We start from the raw sequence: 19,413 nt of genomic DNA on the forward strand, positions 1-19,413 counted from the left end.
TTAGTAGAGAGGTTTACGGCCAAGTCTTTTTTCGTTAGTTTTTTTGACGAAAAAAAGTGACATAAAAGAAAAGGAATACCTGAGCCATACCATGGCTCCTCCTCTTAATCTCAAATTCTTTATTTCAAATATTTTTTTAAATGACAACGATTCGTCAAGTTGAATTTATTTCAGCTTCTCAGTATCGCGTCAGTCTGAGTGACGTTTGTAAAACGTTGTATCGAAGAATTTGACGATGATAACGAATTATTAAAAAGTATTTGAGATTTTTGAATTACGAATTAAATAGTTACTTATTTATTACAACTATAAAAAGTCCAATAAACATATTGTTTATCGGACTTTTTATTGGAAGTTAGTTAGGGGAACAACTCAATTTATTTGAATTGTTTTTAATGTCCGTGATCGCCAGAATTACTTAATTTAGCATTAACGAAAAAGGCTCCTTTTACAACAATCTGTGTAGTTGGATCAATTTCATTTACGGTTGTAATAGCTGTGTAACCCATATCTGAAGAACCTTTTACAACTTCGATTTTTTCAAAGTTTATCGATTTTTCATTTTTATGTTCTTTGTTCTTTTCGTTCGGATCTTTACTTTCTTCGTCTGTATGCTCTTCTACTTTTTTGTTTGTTTTGACAAAGATGTAAAATTTACCATCCGCTTCTACAATTGCTTCATTGGGAACAGCAGGTGTAGAGGAATTACTTAAGCTTACGGCTCCTGTAATATTCATTCCATTTATCAATCCAGATTTATTTCCTCGTACTTTGCTATGTACTGCAATGGTTTTACTTTCATTTTCGAAAGAAGAACCAATACTGTACACGACTGCTTCGTAACTGTTTCCTGGATTGTTTGTTAATTCAAATTGAATGACTTGACCAACTTTCATTTTAGGTAAATCTTTCTCGAAAACTTGCAAATCTAAGTGAATAGAACTATTATCAATGATTTCAGCGACGGGAGATGAGACATCTACATAACTTCCTATTTGCGCAATAATTTTACTTACTGTTCCACTAATTGGTGCTGTAATTACCATTCCATTTCTCAAATTTGCATTGGTTACTTTAGAAGGATTAATTCCCATCATTTGAAGTTGACGAGATAAAGATGCTTTTTGAGAACGTAATGTTTTCAATTCGGCAGAAGAGTTCTGAAGATTCTTTTTTGCACCAGCATCGTTATCAAACAATTCTTTTTGTCGTCTAAATTCTTGCTCTGCATAGGTAATTCGACTCAAAACAGTTAAGTATTGCTCTTGTGTAATAATAAATTCTGGGTTTGAAATTGTCGCAATTACTTGTCCTTTTTTGACATACGAACCTTCCTGAATTGGCAATGTTTGTATTACTCCACCAAACATAGATGCAACACTTGCCATATTGCTATTCGGAACATTCAAAAGTCCATTTGCTTTAATCATAGCCGTTAGCTCCTTTACTTCAATAGTTCCCAGTTTTACACCAACAGCCTTCATTTGTTCTTCTGTTAGCGTAGCAACTGTTTGTGGCGCTTCTTCGTGCTCAGCTTTTTTTTCCTCGATTGGTTGTTCCGTTTTTGTTTCTTTGGTACAACTACTTAGAAATAATATGGCTAACACGCTATAGATAATAATCTTTATTTTTTTCATTTTATTGATTGATGATAGAATTAATATTGACAACAGTTTGATTGACTTGTTGTATCGATTCAAGATATTTTAATTGAATATCCGTTGCGGTTTGTAAGGCAAAAAGATATTCGACATACGAAATTTCACCAGTTTTATAACCCAATTGAGCTGCTTTTACAATTTTTTCTGCATTTGGAATGGCTTGGTTTACATAATACTCATATTGTTCCCAATCTTGTTGATATTGATTAATTGAATTATCAAGTTGAATCGTTAACTGTTGTTTTTGAAAATTGGCTGTTTCTTGAATGGCTTGTTTATCATATTCCAAAGCTTTGATTTTTGCCTTTGTAGCACCAAACGTTAATGGAATTGCAACACCAAGGTTTACAGAAGTAAAACGATCAAGGCCATTGTAATACCTTTGTACTCCATTTTTTTCGTGCATTCCAATCATCGATAAACTGTTTACACCAAGTGAAAATTCTGGTAAACCTTCGGCTTTTACGACTTCTTTGTTTCGTTCTGTAATTTCCATCTGTTGGTAAAAAGCTTTGAGAGTAGGATTATTATCAATTGTAGAACCGTCTAAAATTCCACTCAATTTTAATGGAATATAATTTGTCTCTTTGGTAATTGTAAAATTCTCTTCGGTATTCAATAATACGTTTAGATTTTTGTACGCATTTGCTAAATACACTTTGTTTTGTTTCAGCAACAAATTGATTTCTCCTTGTTGTGTTTCTGCTGTATTAATTTCGATTTTCTTAATATCACCTGCATTAAATCGAACCGAAGCAATTCGAATAAATTCTAAATAAAGTTTATTTAATTGTTCGAGTTGATCATGGTTATATTCTAAATATTCGATCTGATAGAAATAGGTTCTCACTTGTTTCAACAATTCGTTTGTTGTCACTTCCTTTTGTATCTTCTTGTTATTCACTTCTGATTCTAACACTGCCTTTCGGTGTTTAAAAATCGTTGGAAATGGAATACTTTGAGAAATAGATAAACCATAATCAAATTTTGGACTCGCATATTGCCCAAGTTGTGCTTCCACATTTAATTTTGGTAATTCATTTGCGGTTCCTTTTAAAGCTTCACTTGATGAAATACTTCGTTCATTTGCTTTGATTAATGGATTATTTTCAATTGCAATTTGTTGAGCTTCTTGAATATTAATTGAACGAGTTTGCGCTTGAATAGATTGTCCCATCAAAAACATTCCGATGACAAGGAATGGAAGTGAATTTTTTGAATTCAATTTTATTTTCGGAAGTTTTGAATTAAATATTAAATATAACATTGGTAATACAAATAAGGTTAAAAAAGTAGCTGTGATTAATCCTCCAATGACAACTGTTGCTAAAGGTTTTTGAACCTCGGCACCTGCGCCTGTGGAAATTGCCATCGGTAAAAATCCTAACGATGCAACTGTTGCTGTCATTAATACTGGTCGTAATCGGATATTGGTTCCTTCCATTATTCGTTTTAGAATATTTTTTTCTCCTTCTTTTTCTAATTGATTGAATGTTCCAATTAAAACAATCCCGTTTAAAACAGCTACTCCGAACAAAGCAATAAAACCAATTCCGGCACTAATACTAAATGGCATATCGCGAATAATTAATGCAAAAATACCTCCGATTGCACTCATTGGAATTGCTGTGAAAATTAATGCTGCTTGTTTGAATGAATGAAATGTGAAATACAATAACATAAAAATTAATAATAAGGAGATTGGTACAGCAATCATCAAACGTTGACTAGCTGCTTGCAGATTTTCGAACTGCCCTCCATAGGTGAAATAATAGCCAGAAGGTAATTTGAGTTCATTGTCTAATTTTGTCTGAATATCTTTTACAACCGATTGTACATCGCGATCTTTTACGTTGAAACCAATTACAATTCTTCGTTTTCCTTCTTCGCGACTAATTTGTGAAGCGCCTAATTTATAACTCACATTTGCCACCTGAGAGATCGGAATTTGATTACCAGAACTTGTAGGAATCATTAAATTGTTAATGTCATCAATGCTTTTTCGATGCGCACTATCCAATCGAACAACCAAATCAAAGCGTCGTTCATTCTCGAAAACTTGTCCAGCTGTTTTTCCAGCAAATGCTGTACTCAACATATCATTTACATCTTGAATGTTTAATCCATAATTTGCCATTCGGATTCGGTCATATTCAACATTAATCTGAGGCAAACCACTTACGCGTTCCACTTGTGGCGCTGTAACACCTTCAACAGATTGAATTGCTTTTGAGGTTTTATCTGCATAATAAGAGAGAGAATCTAAATTTTCGCCAAAAATTTTGACAGCTACATCTTGTCGAATTCCTGTCATCAATTCATTAAAACGCATTTGGATTGGTTGATTTTTTTCAAAGAAAACACCAGGAATAACCTCTAGTTTTTCCATCATTTCATCACCTAATTCTTCATAAGAAATGTTACGTTTCCATTCGTCCTTTGGTTTTAGAACCACAATCATATCTGTTGCTTCAGGAGGCATAGGATCTGTAGGAACCTCAGCGGAACCTGTTTTACCAACGACCATTTTTACTTCATCAAATTCTTTTAAAATTCGAGAAGCTTGCATGGATGTTTCTAAACTTTGGGTTAAGGAACTTCCTTGTGGTAAAATACAGTGAAAAGCAAAATCACCTTCTTGTAATTGTGGAATAAATTCGCCACCCATATTTCTGAATTGAATAATTGATACTGCAAAAATTGCAACAGTAATACCAACTAACCAATATTTGATTCGGATTGCTTTTTCTAATAATGGTTCATAAACTTTATGGATTTTCACCATCATTTTATCTGAAAAAGAAGCTTTGAGAGTAGGCTTTTTTGATAAAAATAAAGCACTCATCATTGGGATGTACGTTAACGAAAGAATCAATGCGCCTAGAATTGCAAAGCCAACTGTTTTAGCCATTGGTGTAAACATTTTTCCTTCTACACCAACCAAAGTAAGAATAGGAATGTAGACAATAAGTATGATGATTTCCCCGAATGCGGCTGAATTTCTAATTTTTGAAGCTGAAAGAAAAACCTCTTCATCCATTTCTTTTTGGGTTAATCGATGCGTTGATTTTCTAAGCCCTAGATGATGTAAAGTCGCTTCTACAATAATAACTGCTCCATCGACTATCAATCCAAAATCAATAGCTCCTAAACTCATTAAATTCGCACTCACACCAAAAACATTCATCATTCCTAATGCAAATAATAAGGATAGAGGAATGGCAGATGCAACGATTAAACCAGCTCTTAGATTACCAAGAAAAATAACCAATACAAAAATGACAATTAATGCACCTTCGATCAGATTTTTTTCTACTGTTTTAATTGCACGATTTACTAAATTCGTTCGATCAAGGAAAGGCTCGATGACGATATCATCTGGTAACGATTTTTGAATTGTTGGTATTTTTTCTTTAATTAGATTAACTACTTCATTAGAATTCGCACCTTTTAACATCATCACAACACCACCAACAGCATCTACTTCACCATTGTAAGTCATTGCTCCGTATCGTATGGCATGTCCTAGTCTTACATCAGCTACATCTTTTATAAAAATAGAAACAGTTCCCGTCGCATTTTTTATAGGAATTAATTTTACATCATCTAAAGAAGTTACCATTCCAATTCCTCGAATAAAGTAAGCATTTGGCTTCTTATCGATGTAAGCTCCTCCAGTATTTTGATTATTTTTTTCTAAGGCATCAAAAATATCCGATACACTAATTCCCATTGCGCGCAATCTATTCGGATCTAAAGCAACTTCGTATTCCTTCAATTCTCCACCGAAACTATTGATCTCAGCAACACCAGGCGTTCCGTTTAATTGTCTACGAACAATCCAATCTTGCATTTCGCGCAATTGTTTTGAATTGTATTTTTTCTCACTTCCCTTTTTAGGATGTAAAATATATTGATAGACTTCTCCAAGACCAGTACTCACAGGTGATAATTCGGGAATGCCAACACCTTGCGGAATGTCTTCTTGTGCTTCTTTTAATTTTTCGTTGACTAATTGACGCGCAAAATAAATATCTACATCTTCTTTAAACACTACCGTAATCACAGATAAACCAAAACGAGAAATACTTCTTGTTTCTTCGATATCAGGAATATTCGCAATACTTTGCTCAATTGGAAAAGTGACCAATTGTTCTACTTCTTGACCAGCTAGAGTAGGGCTGACCGTAATAATTTGGACTTGATTGTTGGTAATATCGGGTACCGCATCTATTGGCAATTTTGTTGCGCTCCATACGCCCCAGATAATCCACAATACAGTCATAATTCCAATAACAATTTTGTTTTGGATACTAAATTTTATGATTTTATCTAACACAGATAATTTGATTAATTGTATTAACATTACCCACTTATTATCAAAATAAATGAGCACAGAAAAGTGTTGACTTCAATTTTATATCAATTGAAATCAATGTGTAGACGAAAAAAGAAATCGTCTCGTTAAGCAATATTTATTTTAGGAGGTTGCCAGATATCGGCATACAATTGGTTTTGAATTGTATTCTTTTTGAATTGTATTTTCTTGGAAGTATTTGGTTCAAAAACTTTAGGAGTTTTTAGTAATCGTGTAAATTTCATTGATGAAATTGTAATTTGACAACAATTACAAACGCACAAAGGACTACATTGATCTTTATGATTAGGTGTTTCATTCTCACTATGTACCATAGAAGTTAGTGCTCCATTACTATTTGTATCCTGACACGGAAAAAATGATAGAACATTAACATATAATGCAATTATGAGAATTATAAATTTCATTGTTACAAATGTATAAACATTTTTTTGACTATAATAATTTTACGATGTTAAGATATATTGAAGTTAAGATTGAAAATTTCTATGCATTGATATTATGTGAAATGTAGTTTTATCTTGATACAGATATAAACTTAAAAGCTAGAGGATTCTCGAAATCTCTTTACTCATTAAAAATAAACGAATCAATTTTTATAATATAATTAATAACTATTTAATTTACATTCTATATAAAATAAATTGATTGATTGATAAAACAATTTGATTTTTAATTGATAAGACAAATTACTATATTTATGATATTTACAAAACAAAAATTATTAAACATAAAAAAATAGTATTCATGGAGAATCAAGGAGGTGATATTTCAAAATGCCCTTTCCACAATGGTACAATGTCAAAACCAGTGGCAGGAGAAGGAACACAAAATCAAGATTGGTGGCCAAATCAATTAAAAGTTGATATTTTACGTCAACATTCAAACAAATCGAACCCAATGGGGGAAGATTTTAATTACGCCGAAGAATTTAAAAAATTAGATTTAGAAGCTGTTAAAGCTGATTTAAATGCTTTGATGACTGATTCTCAAGATTGGTGGCCAGCAGATTTTGGGCATTATGGTCCATTTTTCATTCGTATGGCGTGGCATAGTGCGGGTACATACCGTGTGCAAGATGGTCGTGGTGGAGCAGGTGAAGGACAGCAACGTTTTGCGCCGCTTAACTCATGGCCAGACAACGTTTCGTTGGACAAAGCGCGTCGTTTAATTTGGCCTATCAAACAAAAATATGGTAATAAAATTTCGTGGGCAGATTTAATTATCTTAACAGGAAATGTAGCATTAGAGTCGATGGGATTCAAAACGTTAGGTTTTGCTGGTGGTCGTGCTGATGTTTGGGAACCAAATATGGATGTTTATTGGGGTTCTGAAAAAATATGGTTAGAAGAGAGTGGTGGTGCAAATAGCCGTTATTCTGGTGATCGCGATTTAGAAAATCCGTTGGCTGCGGTACAAATGGGATTAATTTACGTGAATCCAGAAGGACCAGATGGTAATCCAGACCCTTTGGCTTCTGCACGCGATATTCGTGATACGTTTGCGCGTATGGCGATGAATGATGAAGAAACATTGGCGTTGATTGCCGGTGGTCACACTTTCGGAAAAACACATGGTGCGGCTTCGGCTGATCATGTAGGACCAGACCCTGAAGCTTCTGATTTGGAAATGCAAGGTTTGGGTTGGAAAAACTCGTACGGAACAGGAAATGCAGGTGATACAATTACATCTGGTATTGAAGTAACTTGGACAAGTAAACCAACAGAATGGTCAAATTTATTTTTAAGTTATTTATTTGGTTTCGAATGGGAATTAACAAAATCTCCTGCAGGTGCTCATCAATGGGTAGCAAAAGATGTAGGCGAAATTATTCCACATGCGCATGATGCTTCAAAAAAATTAAGACCAACGATGTTGACTTCGGATATTGCGTTACGCATGGATCCAGCTTACGAAAAAATTGGACGTCGTTTCTTGGAACATCCAGAAGAATTTGAAGATGCTTTCCGTAAAGCGTGGTTCAAGTTAACGCACCGTGATATGGGACCACTTTCTCGTTATTTAGGTGCAGATGTACCGAATGAAGTATTCACTTGGCAAGATCCAATTCCAGCTGTTACGCATGAATTAATTGACGAGGCTGATATCGCTGATTTGAAAGCGAAAATTTTAGCTTCAGGATTATCTGTTTCAGAATTGGTTTCTACAGCTTGGGCTTCGGCTTCTTCTTTCCGTGGATCGGATAAACGTGGAGGAGCGAATGGTGCGCGTATTCGTTTGGAACCAATGAAAAATTGGGAAGCAAATAATCCAATTCAATTGAATAAAGTCTTAACAGCTTTAGAAAATATTCAACAAGAATTTAATTCAGCGAATTCGTCAAAACAAGTTTCGATTGCCGATTTAATTGTCTTAGGAGGAAATGCAGCGATTGAAAAAGCAGCAAAAGATGCTGGAAAAACAATTACAGTTCCGTTTGCAGCAGGTCGTGGAGATGCAACGCAAGAGGAAACAGAGGTTGAATCTGTAGCGTACTTAGAAACAATTGCAGATGGGGTTAAAAACTACCGCAAAAACACAAGAAGATCTGTTTCGACAGAAGAATTGGTGATTGATAAAGCACAATTGTTAACGTTGACTGCTCCAGAATTGACAGTTTTAGTTGGTGGAATGCGTGCGATGAATGCGAATTATGATGGTTCGAAACATGGTATTTTCACTGATCGTCCAGGTCAATTGACAAATGATTTCTTTGTGAATTTATTGGATATGGGTACTGTTTGGAAAGCGACAGATGAAACGAAAGAAATCTACATGGGATCTGATCGTAAAACTGGAGCACCAAAATGGACAGGAACTCGTGCGGATTTAGTATTCGGTTCAAATTCTGAATTACGTGCCGTAGCAGAAGTTTATGCACAAGCTGATGCGCAAGATAAATTTGTACATGATTTCGTTGCCGCTTGGAATAAAGTGATGAATGCAGATCGTTTTGATTTGAAATAAATATATGATTAAATAAAAAAAATGAGCGTCCATTGTGACGCTCATTTTTTTTATTTTTGCTTTACGCTTTGCTTAGAACGGATATCCAATGGCAATATTCAAAATTAAATTATCTTTTCGCCATGCTTTATCTCCGAAATCAATCTTATCAAATGTCCATCGATCATTTTTTTCATAATATGGGACACGAAGCGGTGTTGCTAAATCTAATCTTAAAATTAAGATATTAAAATCTAGACGTAGTCCTAAACCAGCTCCAACTGCAATTTCATTCATAAACTCTTTTGAAAACTTAGCACCTGGACGTGTTTCATCTTCGTTAATTAACCAAATGTTTCCAGCATCAACAAACAAGGCAAGGTTAAGAAAACTGAATAATTTTTGTCTAAATTCTGCATTTACTTCTAATTTAATATCACCCGATTGATCATAAAAGAAATTTGCATTTTGGTTACGTGGATCATAACTTCCTGGTCCTAATGTTCGCGCTCTAAATGCGCGAATACTGTTGCTTCCTCCGACAAAGAATTGTTTCGAGTAGGGAACAAATTCTGAATTTCCGTACGGATAAGCGATGCCACCAATAAATCGTGTGGCAATTGATGATTTATCTGAAAATTTATGATAAAAACGGAAGTCGTGTTCCATTTTTGCGTATTGACTAAATGGAATTTTGAAAATCTTTTTTTCCTTGTCTTTTTTTACATTTGCACCTGTAATCAAACCAGTTAAATTTCCCGCTAAATCGACAGATCCACGGTAGTAAAATGTGCTTTTTCGTGGTAACATCGTGGTTGTATACGTGTATGAATATTGTGGTCCAAAGATTAATTGTTTGTCCACTACACGTTTTAAACTTGGGTTGATGATATTTCCAATTGAATCGTAAATCTTGCTGTTATATTCATCTGTTACTTTTTCTGGAAACAATAAAGTCGCACTAAAAACTTTTAAATTGTGTTCTTTTTGCGCATTCTCTTTCCAAACGTAACCAAAAGAAGTATTGAAATTATGAAGTGTATATAATCTCGATCTGTTTTGATATTCGTAACCAATCTCAATATTGGTTCTCGGTACAAACGCACTTGACGAATGAAATTTGAAAGGCGCGACAATTCTTGGAATCGAAAGTTGCGTATTAAAACCAGCTCTAAAAATATTATTCGCATCTTTTTGTCCGCCCAATTGCATGTCAAATGCTCCATATAAAGCCATTTTAAGCTGTTCTGCCCCTTTGAAAATATTGCGATGTGTCCAATTGAGATTTAACTCACCACCACCATAATTCGCCGAGTTTGTTCGTCCTAAAACTTCTAATCTCAACGACTGAAATTCGCGTGGTGTTAAGGTATAATACACATCAAATTTATGGTTAACCGAATCAGAAATCACGAAATCATTTTTCACAAATTTGAAAACACCCAAATTAATTAATCGATTCAGGGTTAAATTATGATCTGCTCGGTTGTAAATCTCTCCCGTTTTAAAATATAACACACGGTCAAAAACTTTTGGTTTGAAACTATTTTTTAGATCAACCATGTAAAAACCATTTTGCTCATATTTCGATAACGAATCGTTGTTCATGGGCATTTTATAGATTCCTTTTCGCGCTTCGCGAATGTTATAATCTGGGAAAACAATTACTTTGTCAATGCTATATTGTTGTTTGGCTTGTTCTGGTGTTTTATCTTTTAACTTTACAAAAAGTTCGACATCTTGCTTATTGGTAACCGTACTATCCGCTTGTACAATGATGTTATCGGGATGAAAATAATAGTAACCATTTTCTTTCAGACGTGCATCTATTCGTTCTCGTTCAGCTTTGATCACATCTAAATCGAAAGGTTGCTTATCTTTCAGTAACGTATTTGCTTGTGTTTTTTTAATTTCTTTGTTGACCGCTAAAGTGGTATCTTTTGGAAAATTAACTTGGTTGATGTAATAACGTTTGCGCGGTTGCAAAACATAATGTACTTCCGCTTTTTTGTTTTTACTTATTGTATCATCTTGTGCTTTGGCATTGAAAAATCCTTTGTTTTCTGAATAATTGACCAGAATTTTTTTATTGAATTCGATGTCTACATCTCCCAATAAAACAGGTTTTTCACCCACTTTATATTTTAACCAATATTTCAGTCCTTTTTGCTTTTTAGGTTCGCTGGTGATGTTGTAAATGTACAAACGCGGACGAAGTCCAAAAAAACTTGAATTAGGTTTTGGAATGATATTTTTTTCGAGATTATCTTTTAGTTCAGCTTTGTCGGCTTTGCTTAACGAGTCGCCTTCTATTGTTAATTTAGAGCCCGTGTAAAGCATTTCACCTTCTTTCAGAAAACGTGTATTGCTACAAGAAGAAATACCTAAAATAGAAATTGAACAAGTTATAAATTTGATATAGGTTAAAACTGATTTTTTCATGGTTTCACTTCTTGATTTTGTGTAATTCTATTTGCTCTGTTCGTTCTATTTTTTCTTCTTTTCTCGAAAATTTCTTTGAATTTATCGTAATCTAATGTGATGATAAATCCAACACCTGTTTCTACAATTTGTCCTTGTAATGCAACTTGGTATTCATCTTTTCGATAAGCTCTCAACATGTATCGACCATCACGAGATAAGCTATAATCAATTGTGATATCACCCGCAATATTAGTCATGTTTTCATTTTCTCGTGCATCACCATCTAATCCAAAATTACTTCCAACCGAAACTTTCAATCGGTCGTTTAGTAATCGTTTGCTCACGGCAACATTCAGATCAGTACGTGTGTTTTTAGATCCTGAAGAATAATCGTCTTGTGTATCTAATCCCAAATCGATATCAATTCCTTGGATTAAATCATCCGCCAAATTATTCAATTGTTGCGACAAAATATTACTTACACTTTGTAGCGCCATTGTTTCTGCAGAAACACTTGTTTTACTTTCGAATGGATTTTCGCCAATAAAACGATTCAATAATAACAAGGCAAATACTTGCTTGTTCATTTCGGCTTCATCATTTTTCAACTGATCCAATTTCAATTGTGTATTTTCGATCACCGCAGTTGCAATGGAAGGATTCTCTTTATCCATTGAAATATTGAATTTAATATCAGGTTTTAATAATTCACCTTTCAAAATTAACTCGGTATTAAACGGAATTCGTTGTTTGTACATGTTCATTTCAGAAGAAGAATAGCCCGAAATTTGTTGTTCGATTAAATCAATAGGAGCGGCTTTTGTTTTGTAAATCGCCGTAATGTCTAAATTGGCTGTAGTTGGCTCACCAGTCCATGTAATGCTACTTCCTTTCTGAATATCAAAACGACGTTTTAACAAGCTCACCGAAAGTTCGTACGCACCTTTTTCTACTTGATAAACGCCAACCAACGTCATTTTTCCTGAAGGATCCATTCCGCCTGTTAATTCGGCTTCACCTTGTATTTCTACAAAATCTCCGTTTGCTTTGTCGATGATAATTGATGTCTTGGCTTCTTTGCTAATTTCAATATTGACACTTACATCTAACCCTTTTATTTTAGATTCGGCTATTAATTCATCTGTTTTAATTGTTTCTTGAAGCGCCACTTGATCTTGATCGATGAATTCGACAATTCCTTCTCGCTCTTGTAAAGAAGGCGAGGATTGAGGTAAAACAAATGTAAAATTCGTGTCATCAGTTACGGTTAAAATTCCGTTTACTTTAGGTAAATCTAAATCACCTTTTATCGTTAAGTTTGCATTGACAGCTAACTTTCCATACATGATCGCATCGTTCGATTTTTCTGAATTTACCACATTGAAATCTCGTGCATTTGCTGTTAAATTGAAGGCGAAGTCACGGTAAGTTTCCGTTAAAATTTCTCCTCTTATCGTTAATGAATTGCCATCGTTGTCATTAATTTTGAATCGATTGAACTCAATTCCTTTGTTCGTGAAATCAATCGCGTCATCAATTTTTCTGAAATTACTTCCTGTTTCAGCAATCGTTAAACCAACTTGATTAAATTTGACTTGACCTAAAATGCTCGGTTTATCCATTGTTCCAACGATTTTTAGATTTCCAGAAATATAACCTTCTGTATCTTTGATTCGATTCATTGTAAATCCTTGCACTGATTTCATTTCTAATCGATTGATATCTAAAGCTAAATCAAACGCACTTTCTTTGGTATTATAATCTCCAAAAATCTTCATGTTGTTGCTGTTTCCATCTAAGGTAATATCAGCGTTAATCATGGTTGGAGAAGTGTTTTGTACTTTTGCTATAATATTTCCAATAGGATTTCCGAAAGCTTTTAAATCTGAAACGGTCAAATCAGCATTGAAGGTCATTTCTTTGTTTAAATCTCTAATTTGAGCTGTTCCATTGATTATTCCTTCGGCAGGTAAATCATCTTTTTTAATGATTTCTGCAATGGTTTCAATTTTGAAATCTTTGATGGTAATATTCAGCGGACTTGTTCCTTTTTCCGATTCAGATTGCAATAAAATTTGACTTCCATTGTTCATCAAACTGAAATTATTCGCCACAATTCCATCTTTTCTCAACTGAATTAAATTTCCTTCACCAACTTGCCATTCATCGTAGTTTAAGACCAATCCATTCGGATTAAGACTAATTTCCGTGATATCGTTTAGCGTTTTTAGATTTCCAGCCACCAAAAATTGTGTTGCATCTTTCGCATCCTTTGTCGAAACGTTATAATTGATCACATTATTTGTAATATCACCATTCAAATCAATTTTTTGTAATTGAAAACTTTCACTTTTTAATGCATCCACATTCAACGAATACAATAAGGATTCGTCTTGGTTGGATAGTTTTATCAATCCATTGTTAATCGTATTTGTTCCGTACGTTAAATTCGGAATTTTTCCATCAACATTGATTTGTTTTGAATCGGCATTATAAGTTGCGTCAAGTGTTATGGTTTCGAAGCTTTTCAAATCGGGAACAAATCTTCGAATCAACTCATCATCTTTAATTTTTGCATTCAAAGTAAAGAATTGATGAGGTTCTATTTTTTCGTCTTTATTTGGTTTCTGAAATTCATAATATTGGTTAATTGTTGAAGTTATCGAACCAAAAATTTGTGTCAATTTAAATTTTCCTTTCATATCCAAATCGGCCAATTGTGAAGTCAAACTAATTTGATTTGAATCAGCAGTTGAAGTCGCAATCAAGCTTACTTCTTGCATTGGAAAAATATCTTTTGTATTGGATAATGCAAAGTTTTTTAGATATAAAGAACCATTTAAATAATCTGGATTTAAATCAGCGAAATTGGCATCAATTTCTCCTGCAACAATCATCGGTTCGTTGTAAAAACCAAGTTTTTGAACATCTAATTTGACAATATTTCCATTCAATTTTACATTAGATAAATCTTTTTTGTACACGCCAGAAGCTGTCAAATTAAGATTCGCGTTTGGATCTTTTGATAAAATATGTGCATCAAATACTCCATGATTCACTTTTGCATCGAGTGTAATATTTTGATAAGTATATTTATTGTAATAAGCTGATGAAACGGTTCCTGAAAGTTTTGTAACCATTTTTTCTGGGTTGAAACTTGTTCCAATAGCATTAATTTTTCCTGTTATTTTGCCTAAATCCTTGTTGCTAATAAGCGTTCCAATATCCAAATTTTGTAGGTCTGCTTTGACATTATATTTCTCGGCATCCTTTTTTTGCATGTCCACAATTGCATCAATTTTCGCATTTCCCAACGTAGAATTTATTGCCAATTGTGTATTGATGATTTCGGTTGTTCCTTTCGCTTTTCCTTTGACAGAAAGCTTTGAAGGAATTCTAATGTTAGTTGGAATAGTATTTTTCGGAATTAAATTGTATATCGTTTTAGAAGATGTTGAGAAGTTTTTGATGTTCAAATCATAAAATAAATTCTTTGGATTCATCGCATTTTTCACTCTTCCAGAAGCCGAAAGTTGCAAATCATCTAAACCAGAAACTTGGAGATTATTAATCAATAAATCGTTTACTTTTCCTTTTACATTGGTGTTAACACTCAGAATGGCGTTTGGATATTTGTCGAAAGGCGTCGTATTTCTAAGCGTTGGAGCAATATTTAAAATATCTGCCAAACCAATTTTTGAATTTTTGATATTCGCATTAACCAAAACATTTTCTGGATGAGAAGTTAACTCATTAATCGTATTGTAACGCAAAATAACTTCGTCACGAAGAACGGTTCTTGGTGTTTGTAAATAAAGGTTTTTCAGATACGCTTGTGTATCTGCGTACAAGAAATCTGTTGTTAATTTCTGAATATTCAATCCTCTTGATTCTTTTATTTCAGCACTTTTTACTTGTCCAGCAAATGTGTTATTTTTCATTTCGAAATCGCGCAAATCAAGATTTAATTTAGAAAAATCCAAATGATTAAAATCCATTCCTTGGGCTGTTCGGCGTTCTGCAGTATTGTTGTATTTTACTTTTACATTTTCAAATTTCGTTTCGTTCAAAACCAAATTCATTGGGGCTGAAGAAGTGGATGAAGTAGAAGTAGAATTGTTCGAAGAAAGGAATAAATTCGCTTCGATATCAGCGTCTTTCAACAAAATATTTTCGATGTCGAAAATTGAATTTTCAAGATCAAGTTTATTGACTTGAGTTTCAAATTCGTTTAGGTTAACTTTGGCAAAAGTCTTCGAATTTTCGTCACCATAATTGACTTTGATATCATTCAAATTAATCTTATTCAACCCAATTTGAAATGGAGTTTGTTTTCTAGTTGGATCAATTCTATCCACATTATTTTCTTGAATTTTTTCAACCATTTTTTGATTAAAATCAACCAACAAACCATTCACCAAAATATCATCAACCCCATAAGAATTTTGTTGTAAATCAAGTTTTTTAACACGCGTTTTGAAATCTTTGAATTTGACTTTTGCAAACATTCCCGAAATATCGTCGCCATAATCGATGTCAAAATTGGTTAAATTAATTCCGTTCAACTCAATTTTCATTGGCTTTTGATCATTCAAAGAATCAACTTTTTCTTCTACTTTTTTCGCAACTTCTTTTACAATATCTTGTTTCAATTTTAGCTTTAAACCATCCAAATTGATATCACCAATTCCATAAGAATTTTGCTCTAAATCGAATTTTTTGACACGTGTATCAAACGAATTTAGATGAACTTTGATGTTATTTGCCGCTTGCTGATCATTGAATGAAACATTAATATCATTCAGTTTTATTTTATCTAACGAAATGATAAATGGCTTTGAAGGACTTTCGTCTTTTTCGTCAGTTGCAAAAGCATTGATAATATAATCGAAATTGAATTTTCCATCTGGTTTACGGATAACATTGGCATGAACACCGTTCAAATTAACAGATTTTATATCTGCTTTACTTTTGGTCAATTGCCAAATATCCAAACCAACGTCAAACTTTTTGACCGATAAAAGCGTGTCCACATCTTGTCCTTGCAAAAAAAGATTTTCCATGACCAAACTGTTTGGAAAATCGATATAAACACGATCTAATTGAACCTTTGTATGTATTTTATTTTCGAGGTAATCGACTAATTTATTTTTTACAAAATTTTGTACAGCAGGAAATTGTAAACTAAAAATTGCAATGGTCAACAATAGAATTATCGAAACCAGTGTGATAGAAAAATATTTTAGTATTTTTTTTATATTGAATTTCAATTGGTTAGTTTTTATTCGTTTTAGTTGGAATTAAGATACAAATTTTCTACAAGGATAATACCAAAAATGTTGTTTTATAGTAACTTAATTGAATTATTGTGTCAAATCGTTTTTTAAAAGCAAATTTTTGAATTTTTTTTCATAAAAATAATAGTCTTCCGAATCATCTGGCATTATATTTTGCAAGACAACCAAACAAACTTTTGATTTTGGGAAATAGATATTTATCGCAGAAAAACCATCTCCTAATCCCGTATGTCCAATGTAATTGATGTTGTTTTCGGTTATATTTCTGATGTTATAGGCATAACCTTGTGGCATTTGTCCAAAAACATCGTGTAGCGAAAGAGTAGAAGGTGTGATCAAAAGTTGATATGTTTCGGGGTGTAGAATTTTACCATTGTGTAATAAATTATTCATTTTACTAAATCATTCGCAGTAGAAATAATTCCATCCGCAGGTAAATTTTCTTCATTAATCAGGGTTTGATAATTTGGAATAAGCGAATCATTTCGATAAAAATATGCTTGAGCCAATTGATACTTTTCGGTTTTGGAATACACAAAAGTTTCTTTCAAACCAATTTCTTTGAATAAATTTGTTGCCAATTCTCTGAAAGTTTTATGCGTTACTTTAGTCAAAATTTTACCTAAAAGAACACACGAATAATTTCCATATTTGAACTCTGTTCCTGGTTTGAACAACAAAGGTTTTGTGATATCTTGAATTTCATGTGTATGATTAAGCAATTGATGAACTGAAACAGAATCTGCCCAAGATTGAGTGATTTCTGGTAAATATGTCTTAATCGATTTTTGCAAATTGATATTCCATTTTTCGACTTCTTTCAAAATTAATACTGACGTAAACAATTTCGTATTTGACATAATTTCAAATTGATTTGATTTATTTAGTGCAATTTTCTCTTCAAAATTCTTAAATCCGTGTACTTTTTCATAAATCGTTTTGCTATTTTTGGAAACTATTACCGCTCCATTAAAAGGAAATGAATGTTTTGAATGGATAATTTTTTCGAAGTCGAGTTTTAATTGTGCGTTTTTTTGCGCAAAAATTGGTTGACAAATAAGGCAAATTAATCCTAAAGTTAAGATTTTTAGAAGAGTTTTCATTTTTGTGTTTTGGTTGATGTAAAAGTAAAATATAATCTGTTTTGAAATTGATAATATTTTAAAATTCTCATAAAACTTTTTAATTTTCATTGGTAAAACCAATATTCTTTTATTAAATTTGAGTCAAACAATTGAAGCTATGAGAAGAATTTTTTTTGAAAAAGATAGCCACAAAGACTACTTATTTGTTATAATTGATCACGAAAGAGAATTGGATCAAATTTATAAAGTGGATAATTTTACGGACGAAACTGGACGCGAATATGTGTACACGTTGATTGGTGAACGCAAAAAACTGAATGCAGATTTGTTAAAACCGCATGTTGTTGCGCTAGAAAATGGAAGTTATACAAATTACAATGGAGAGGGAATTGTAACAGATTGTCACGCTTGTTTAGAGAGTATTGTGGATAATAGAGGATTGAATCGAGAACAGGAAATATTTGTTTATGTTCGAAATAAATAGAAATTAGAAAAGGCTTTGAAATTTTGTTCAAAGCCTTTTTTTATGAGATTTCAACTTGATTGAAAATTAATTTTTGAACCACTTCGTCCAAATGTTCTTTGTGTTTTGCTACATAATCATTGGCAACGTCCAATAACGTTTTAATATTACTGTTGGAAACATTTCCTAAATCCAATGCAGATTCTGGAATTTCAGGATTAAATCGATAATAATTTTGTTGGTATTTTGGCTTCAATAAAGAGAACATGCTTCTCATTTCCTGATCGACCATATCAACGCCAGTCGAAATAAAAATGTCTACCAAAGGATCTACCCATTTAGATTTTGAAATTCCTGTTAAATGTTCGTGTTTATAAGATTTTGCACGCGAACCATTTCCGAGAGAAATGATAATAAATTCTTGTAAAGGAGCTGTTCCATTATACTTTAATTCATCTTTGAAGTATTTATTGAAATTTATTTTTTGCGTTTCGATAAAACCAACAAAAGTCGGATTGTTTGCAAAAACACCACCATCAATACAACTAAATTCTTGATCAGCGAATGATTTTATTTTTGCAGGTTCAAAATAAGTTGGCGCAGCTGATGAAGCACGACAAATATCTTTTACATAAAAATTTCGGAAAGGAGAAATTCCATCAATCGAATTGAAAATTTTTGGTTTTTGATGCTCAGTATCATAAGAAACTATTGCGCAAGGACGAATCAAATCTTTTAACTCTGTCTCTCCAAAAACGATTTTTAATTGCTCTTCCAATACAAGTGTTGGTAAATTATCTTTCAGCACACTCAACGGATTATTGAGAATTGTCCAGAATGTTTTTGAGAAAATATTTTTTCCTTCTCCCAAATAAATATTCAACGCATCTGTAATCGAGTGTTTTGCTTTTTTAGGATTATCTTCCGAAGGCGATAACAACAAAGAAGCGATTAAAGCACCAGTACTTGTACCTGCAATAAAATCGACATAATCGCCTATTTTAGCATTTTCGTCATGAATTTCCTTTAATTTATCTTCGATGTATTTTAAAATGACACACGATATAATTCCTCTAATTCCTCCGCCATCCAAAGAAAGTAAGACAATTTTTTTCTCTTTAAATTCCATTTTTGATGTTCTATTGTTTAAAGTTAAATT

General features: G+C 33.0%; 10 protein-coding genes. 2 read left to right on the top strand and 8 right to left on the bottom strand.

Annotated features, from left to right (window positions below; all coding sequences use genetic code 11):
* Positions 1–392 precede the first annotated feature (392 nt).
* The 3 genes from B4E59_RS07050 to B4E59_RS14665 all read right to left on the bottom strand — a co-directional run bounded on the left by B4E59_RS07050 (position 393) and on the right by B4E59_RS14665 (position 6,446).
* Positions 393–1,637: an efflux RND transporter periplasmic adaptor subunit gene (locus B4E59_RS07050; protein WP_291052294.1), complete on the bottom strand. Its 1,245-nt coding sequence runs from the start codon at positions 1,635–1,637 to the stop codon at positions 393–395.
* A 1-nt stretch (position 1,638) separates the two neighbouring features.
* Positions 1,639–6,000 (bottom strand): CusA/CzcA family heavy metal efflux RND transporter, encoded by a 4,362-nt coding sequence (locus B4E59_RS07055; RefSeq protein WP_291052304.1) that lies wholly within the window; start codon positions 5,998–6,000, stop codon positions 1,639–1,641.
* Between the two features lie 125 nt (positions 6,001–6,125).
* Positions 6,126–6,446 carry a DUF6660 family protein gene (locus B4E59_RS14665; RefSeq protein ID WP_409450441.1) on the bottom strand — a complete coding sequence of 107 codons (321 nt, stop codon included), beginning with the start codon at positions 6,444–6,446 and terminating at the stop codon, positions 6,126–6,128.
* Positions 6,447–6,786: 340 nt separating this feature from the next.
* Here B4E59_RS14665 and katG point away from each other — a divergent pair, with 340 nt between their 5' ends.
* The gene (katG, locus tag B4E59_RS07060; protein ID WP_291052297.1) at positions 6,787–9,006 is read left to right on the top strand and encodes a catalase/peroxidase HPI; all 2,220 of its coding nucleotides are present in this window, start codon (positions 6,787–6,789) and stop codon (positions 9,004–9,006) included.
* A gap of 72 nt (positions 9,007–9,078) precedes the next feature.
* Here katG and tamL read toward each other — a convergent pair whose 3' ends face one another.
* From tamL to B4E59_RS07080, 4 genes are all read right to left on the bottom strand, one after another.
* Positions 9,079–11,427, bottom strand: a complete 2,349-nt coding sequence (tamL, locus tag B4E59_RS07065; protein ID WP_291047055.1) for a translocation and assembly module lipoprotein TamL — start codon at positions 11,425–11,427, stop codon at positions 9,079–9,081.
* Entirely contained in the window at positions 11,424–16,679 is a 5,256-nt protein-coding gene (locus B4E59_RS07070; RefSeq protein WP_312067296.1) for a translocation/assembly module TamB domain-containing protein, read from the bottom strand. Before B4E59_RS07070 ends, tamL begins: the two co-directional genes overlap by 4 nt.
* Positions 16,680–16,772: 93 nt before the next feature.
* Entirely contained in the window at positions 16,773–17,099 is a 327-nt protein-coding gene (locus B4E59_RS07075; RefSeq protein ID WP_291047051.1) for a serine hydrolase domain-containing protein, read from the bottom strand.
* Entirely contained in the window at positions 17,096–17,809 is a 714-nt protein-coding gene (locus B4E59_RS07080; RefSeq protein ID WP_291047049.1) for a serine hydrolase domain-containing protein, read from the bottom strand. Before B4E59_RS07080 ends, B4E59_RS07075 begins: the two co-directional genes overlap by 4 nt.
* A gap of 139 nt (positions 17,810–17,948) precedes the next feature.
* On the opposite strand from B4E59_RS07080, the gene B4E59_RS07085 reads away from it, so the two are divergent.
* Positions 17,949–18,275 (top strand): hypothetical protein, encoded by a 327-nt coding sequence (locus B4E59_RS07085; protein WP_125349744.1) that lies wholly within the window; start codon positions 17,949–17,951, stop codon positions 18,273–18,275.
* A 40-nt stretch (positions 18,276–18,315) separates the two neighbouring features.
* Here the strand turns inward: B4E59_RS07085 and B4E59_RS07090 are convergent, their stop codons facing one another.
* Positions 18,316–19,383: a patatin-like phospholipase family protein gene (locus B4E59_RS07090; protein ID WP_291047046.1), complete on the bottom strand. Its 1,068-nt coding sequence runs from the start codon at positions 19,381–19,383 to the stop codon at positions 18,316–18,318.
* Between the last annotated feature and the right edge of the window lie 30 nt (positions 19,384–19,413).

Source organism: Empedobacter sp. UBA2044 (genome assembly GCF_002333005.1).
Lineage (GTDB): Bacteria > Bacteroidota > Bacteroidia > Flavobacteriales > Weeksellaceae > Empedobacter > Empedobacter falsenii_B.

What these genes read in the sequence shown, in the direction of transcription:
- B4E59_RS07050 (WP_291052294.1), bottom strand. Translation starts at nt 1,637, where the DNA reads ATGAAAAAAATAAAGATTATTATCTATAGCGTGTTAGCCATATTATTT.
- B4E59_RS14665 (WP_409450441.1), bottom strand. Translation starts at nt 6,446, where the DNA reads ATGAAATTTATAATTCTCATAATTGCATTATATGTTAATGTTCTATCA.
- katG (WP_291052297.1), top strand. Translation starts at nt 6,787, where the DNA reads ATGGAGAATCAAGGAGGTGATATTTCAAAATGCCCTTTCCACAATGGT.
- tamL (WP_291047055.1), bottom strand. Translation starts at nt 11,427, where the DNA reads ATGAAAAAATCAGTTTTAACCTATATCAAATTTATAACTTGTTCAATT.
- B4E59_RS07075 (WP_291047051.1), bottom strand. Translation starts at nt 17,099, where the DNA reads ATGAATAATTTATTACACAATGGTAAAATTCTACACCCCGAAACATAT.
- B4E59_RS07080 (WP_291047049.1), bottom strand. Translation starts at nt 17,809, where the DNA reads ATGAAAACTCTTCTAAAAATCTTAACTTTAGGATTAATTTGCCTTATT.
- B4E59_RS07085 (WP_125349744.1), top strand. Translation starts at nt 17,949, where the DNA reads ATGAGAAGAATTTTTTTTGAAAAAGATAGCCACAAAGACTACTTATTT.
- B4E59_RS07090 (WP_291047046.1), bottom strand. Translation starts at nt 19,383, where the DNA reads ATGGAATTTAAAGAGAAAAAAATTGTCTTACTTTCTTTGGATGGCGGA.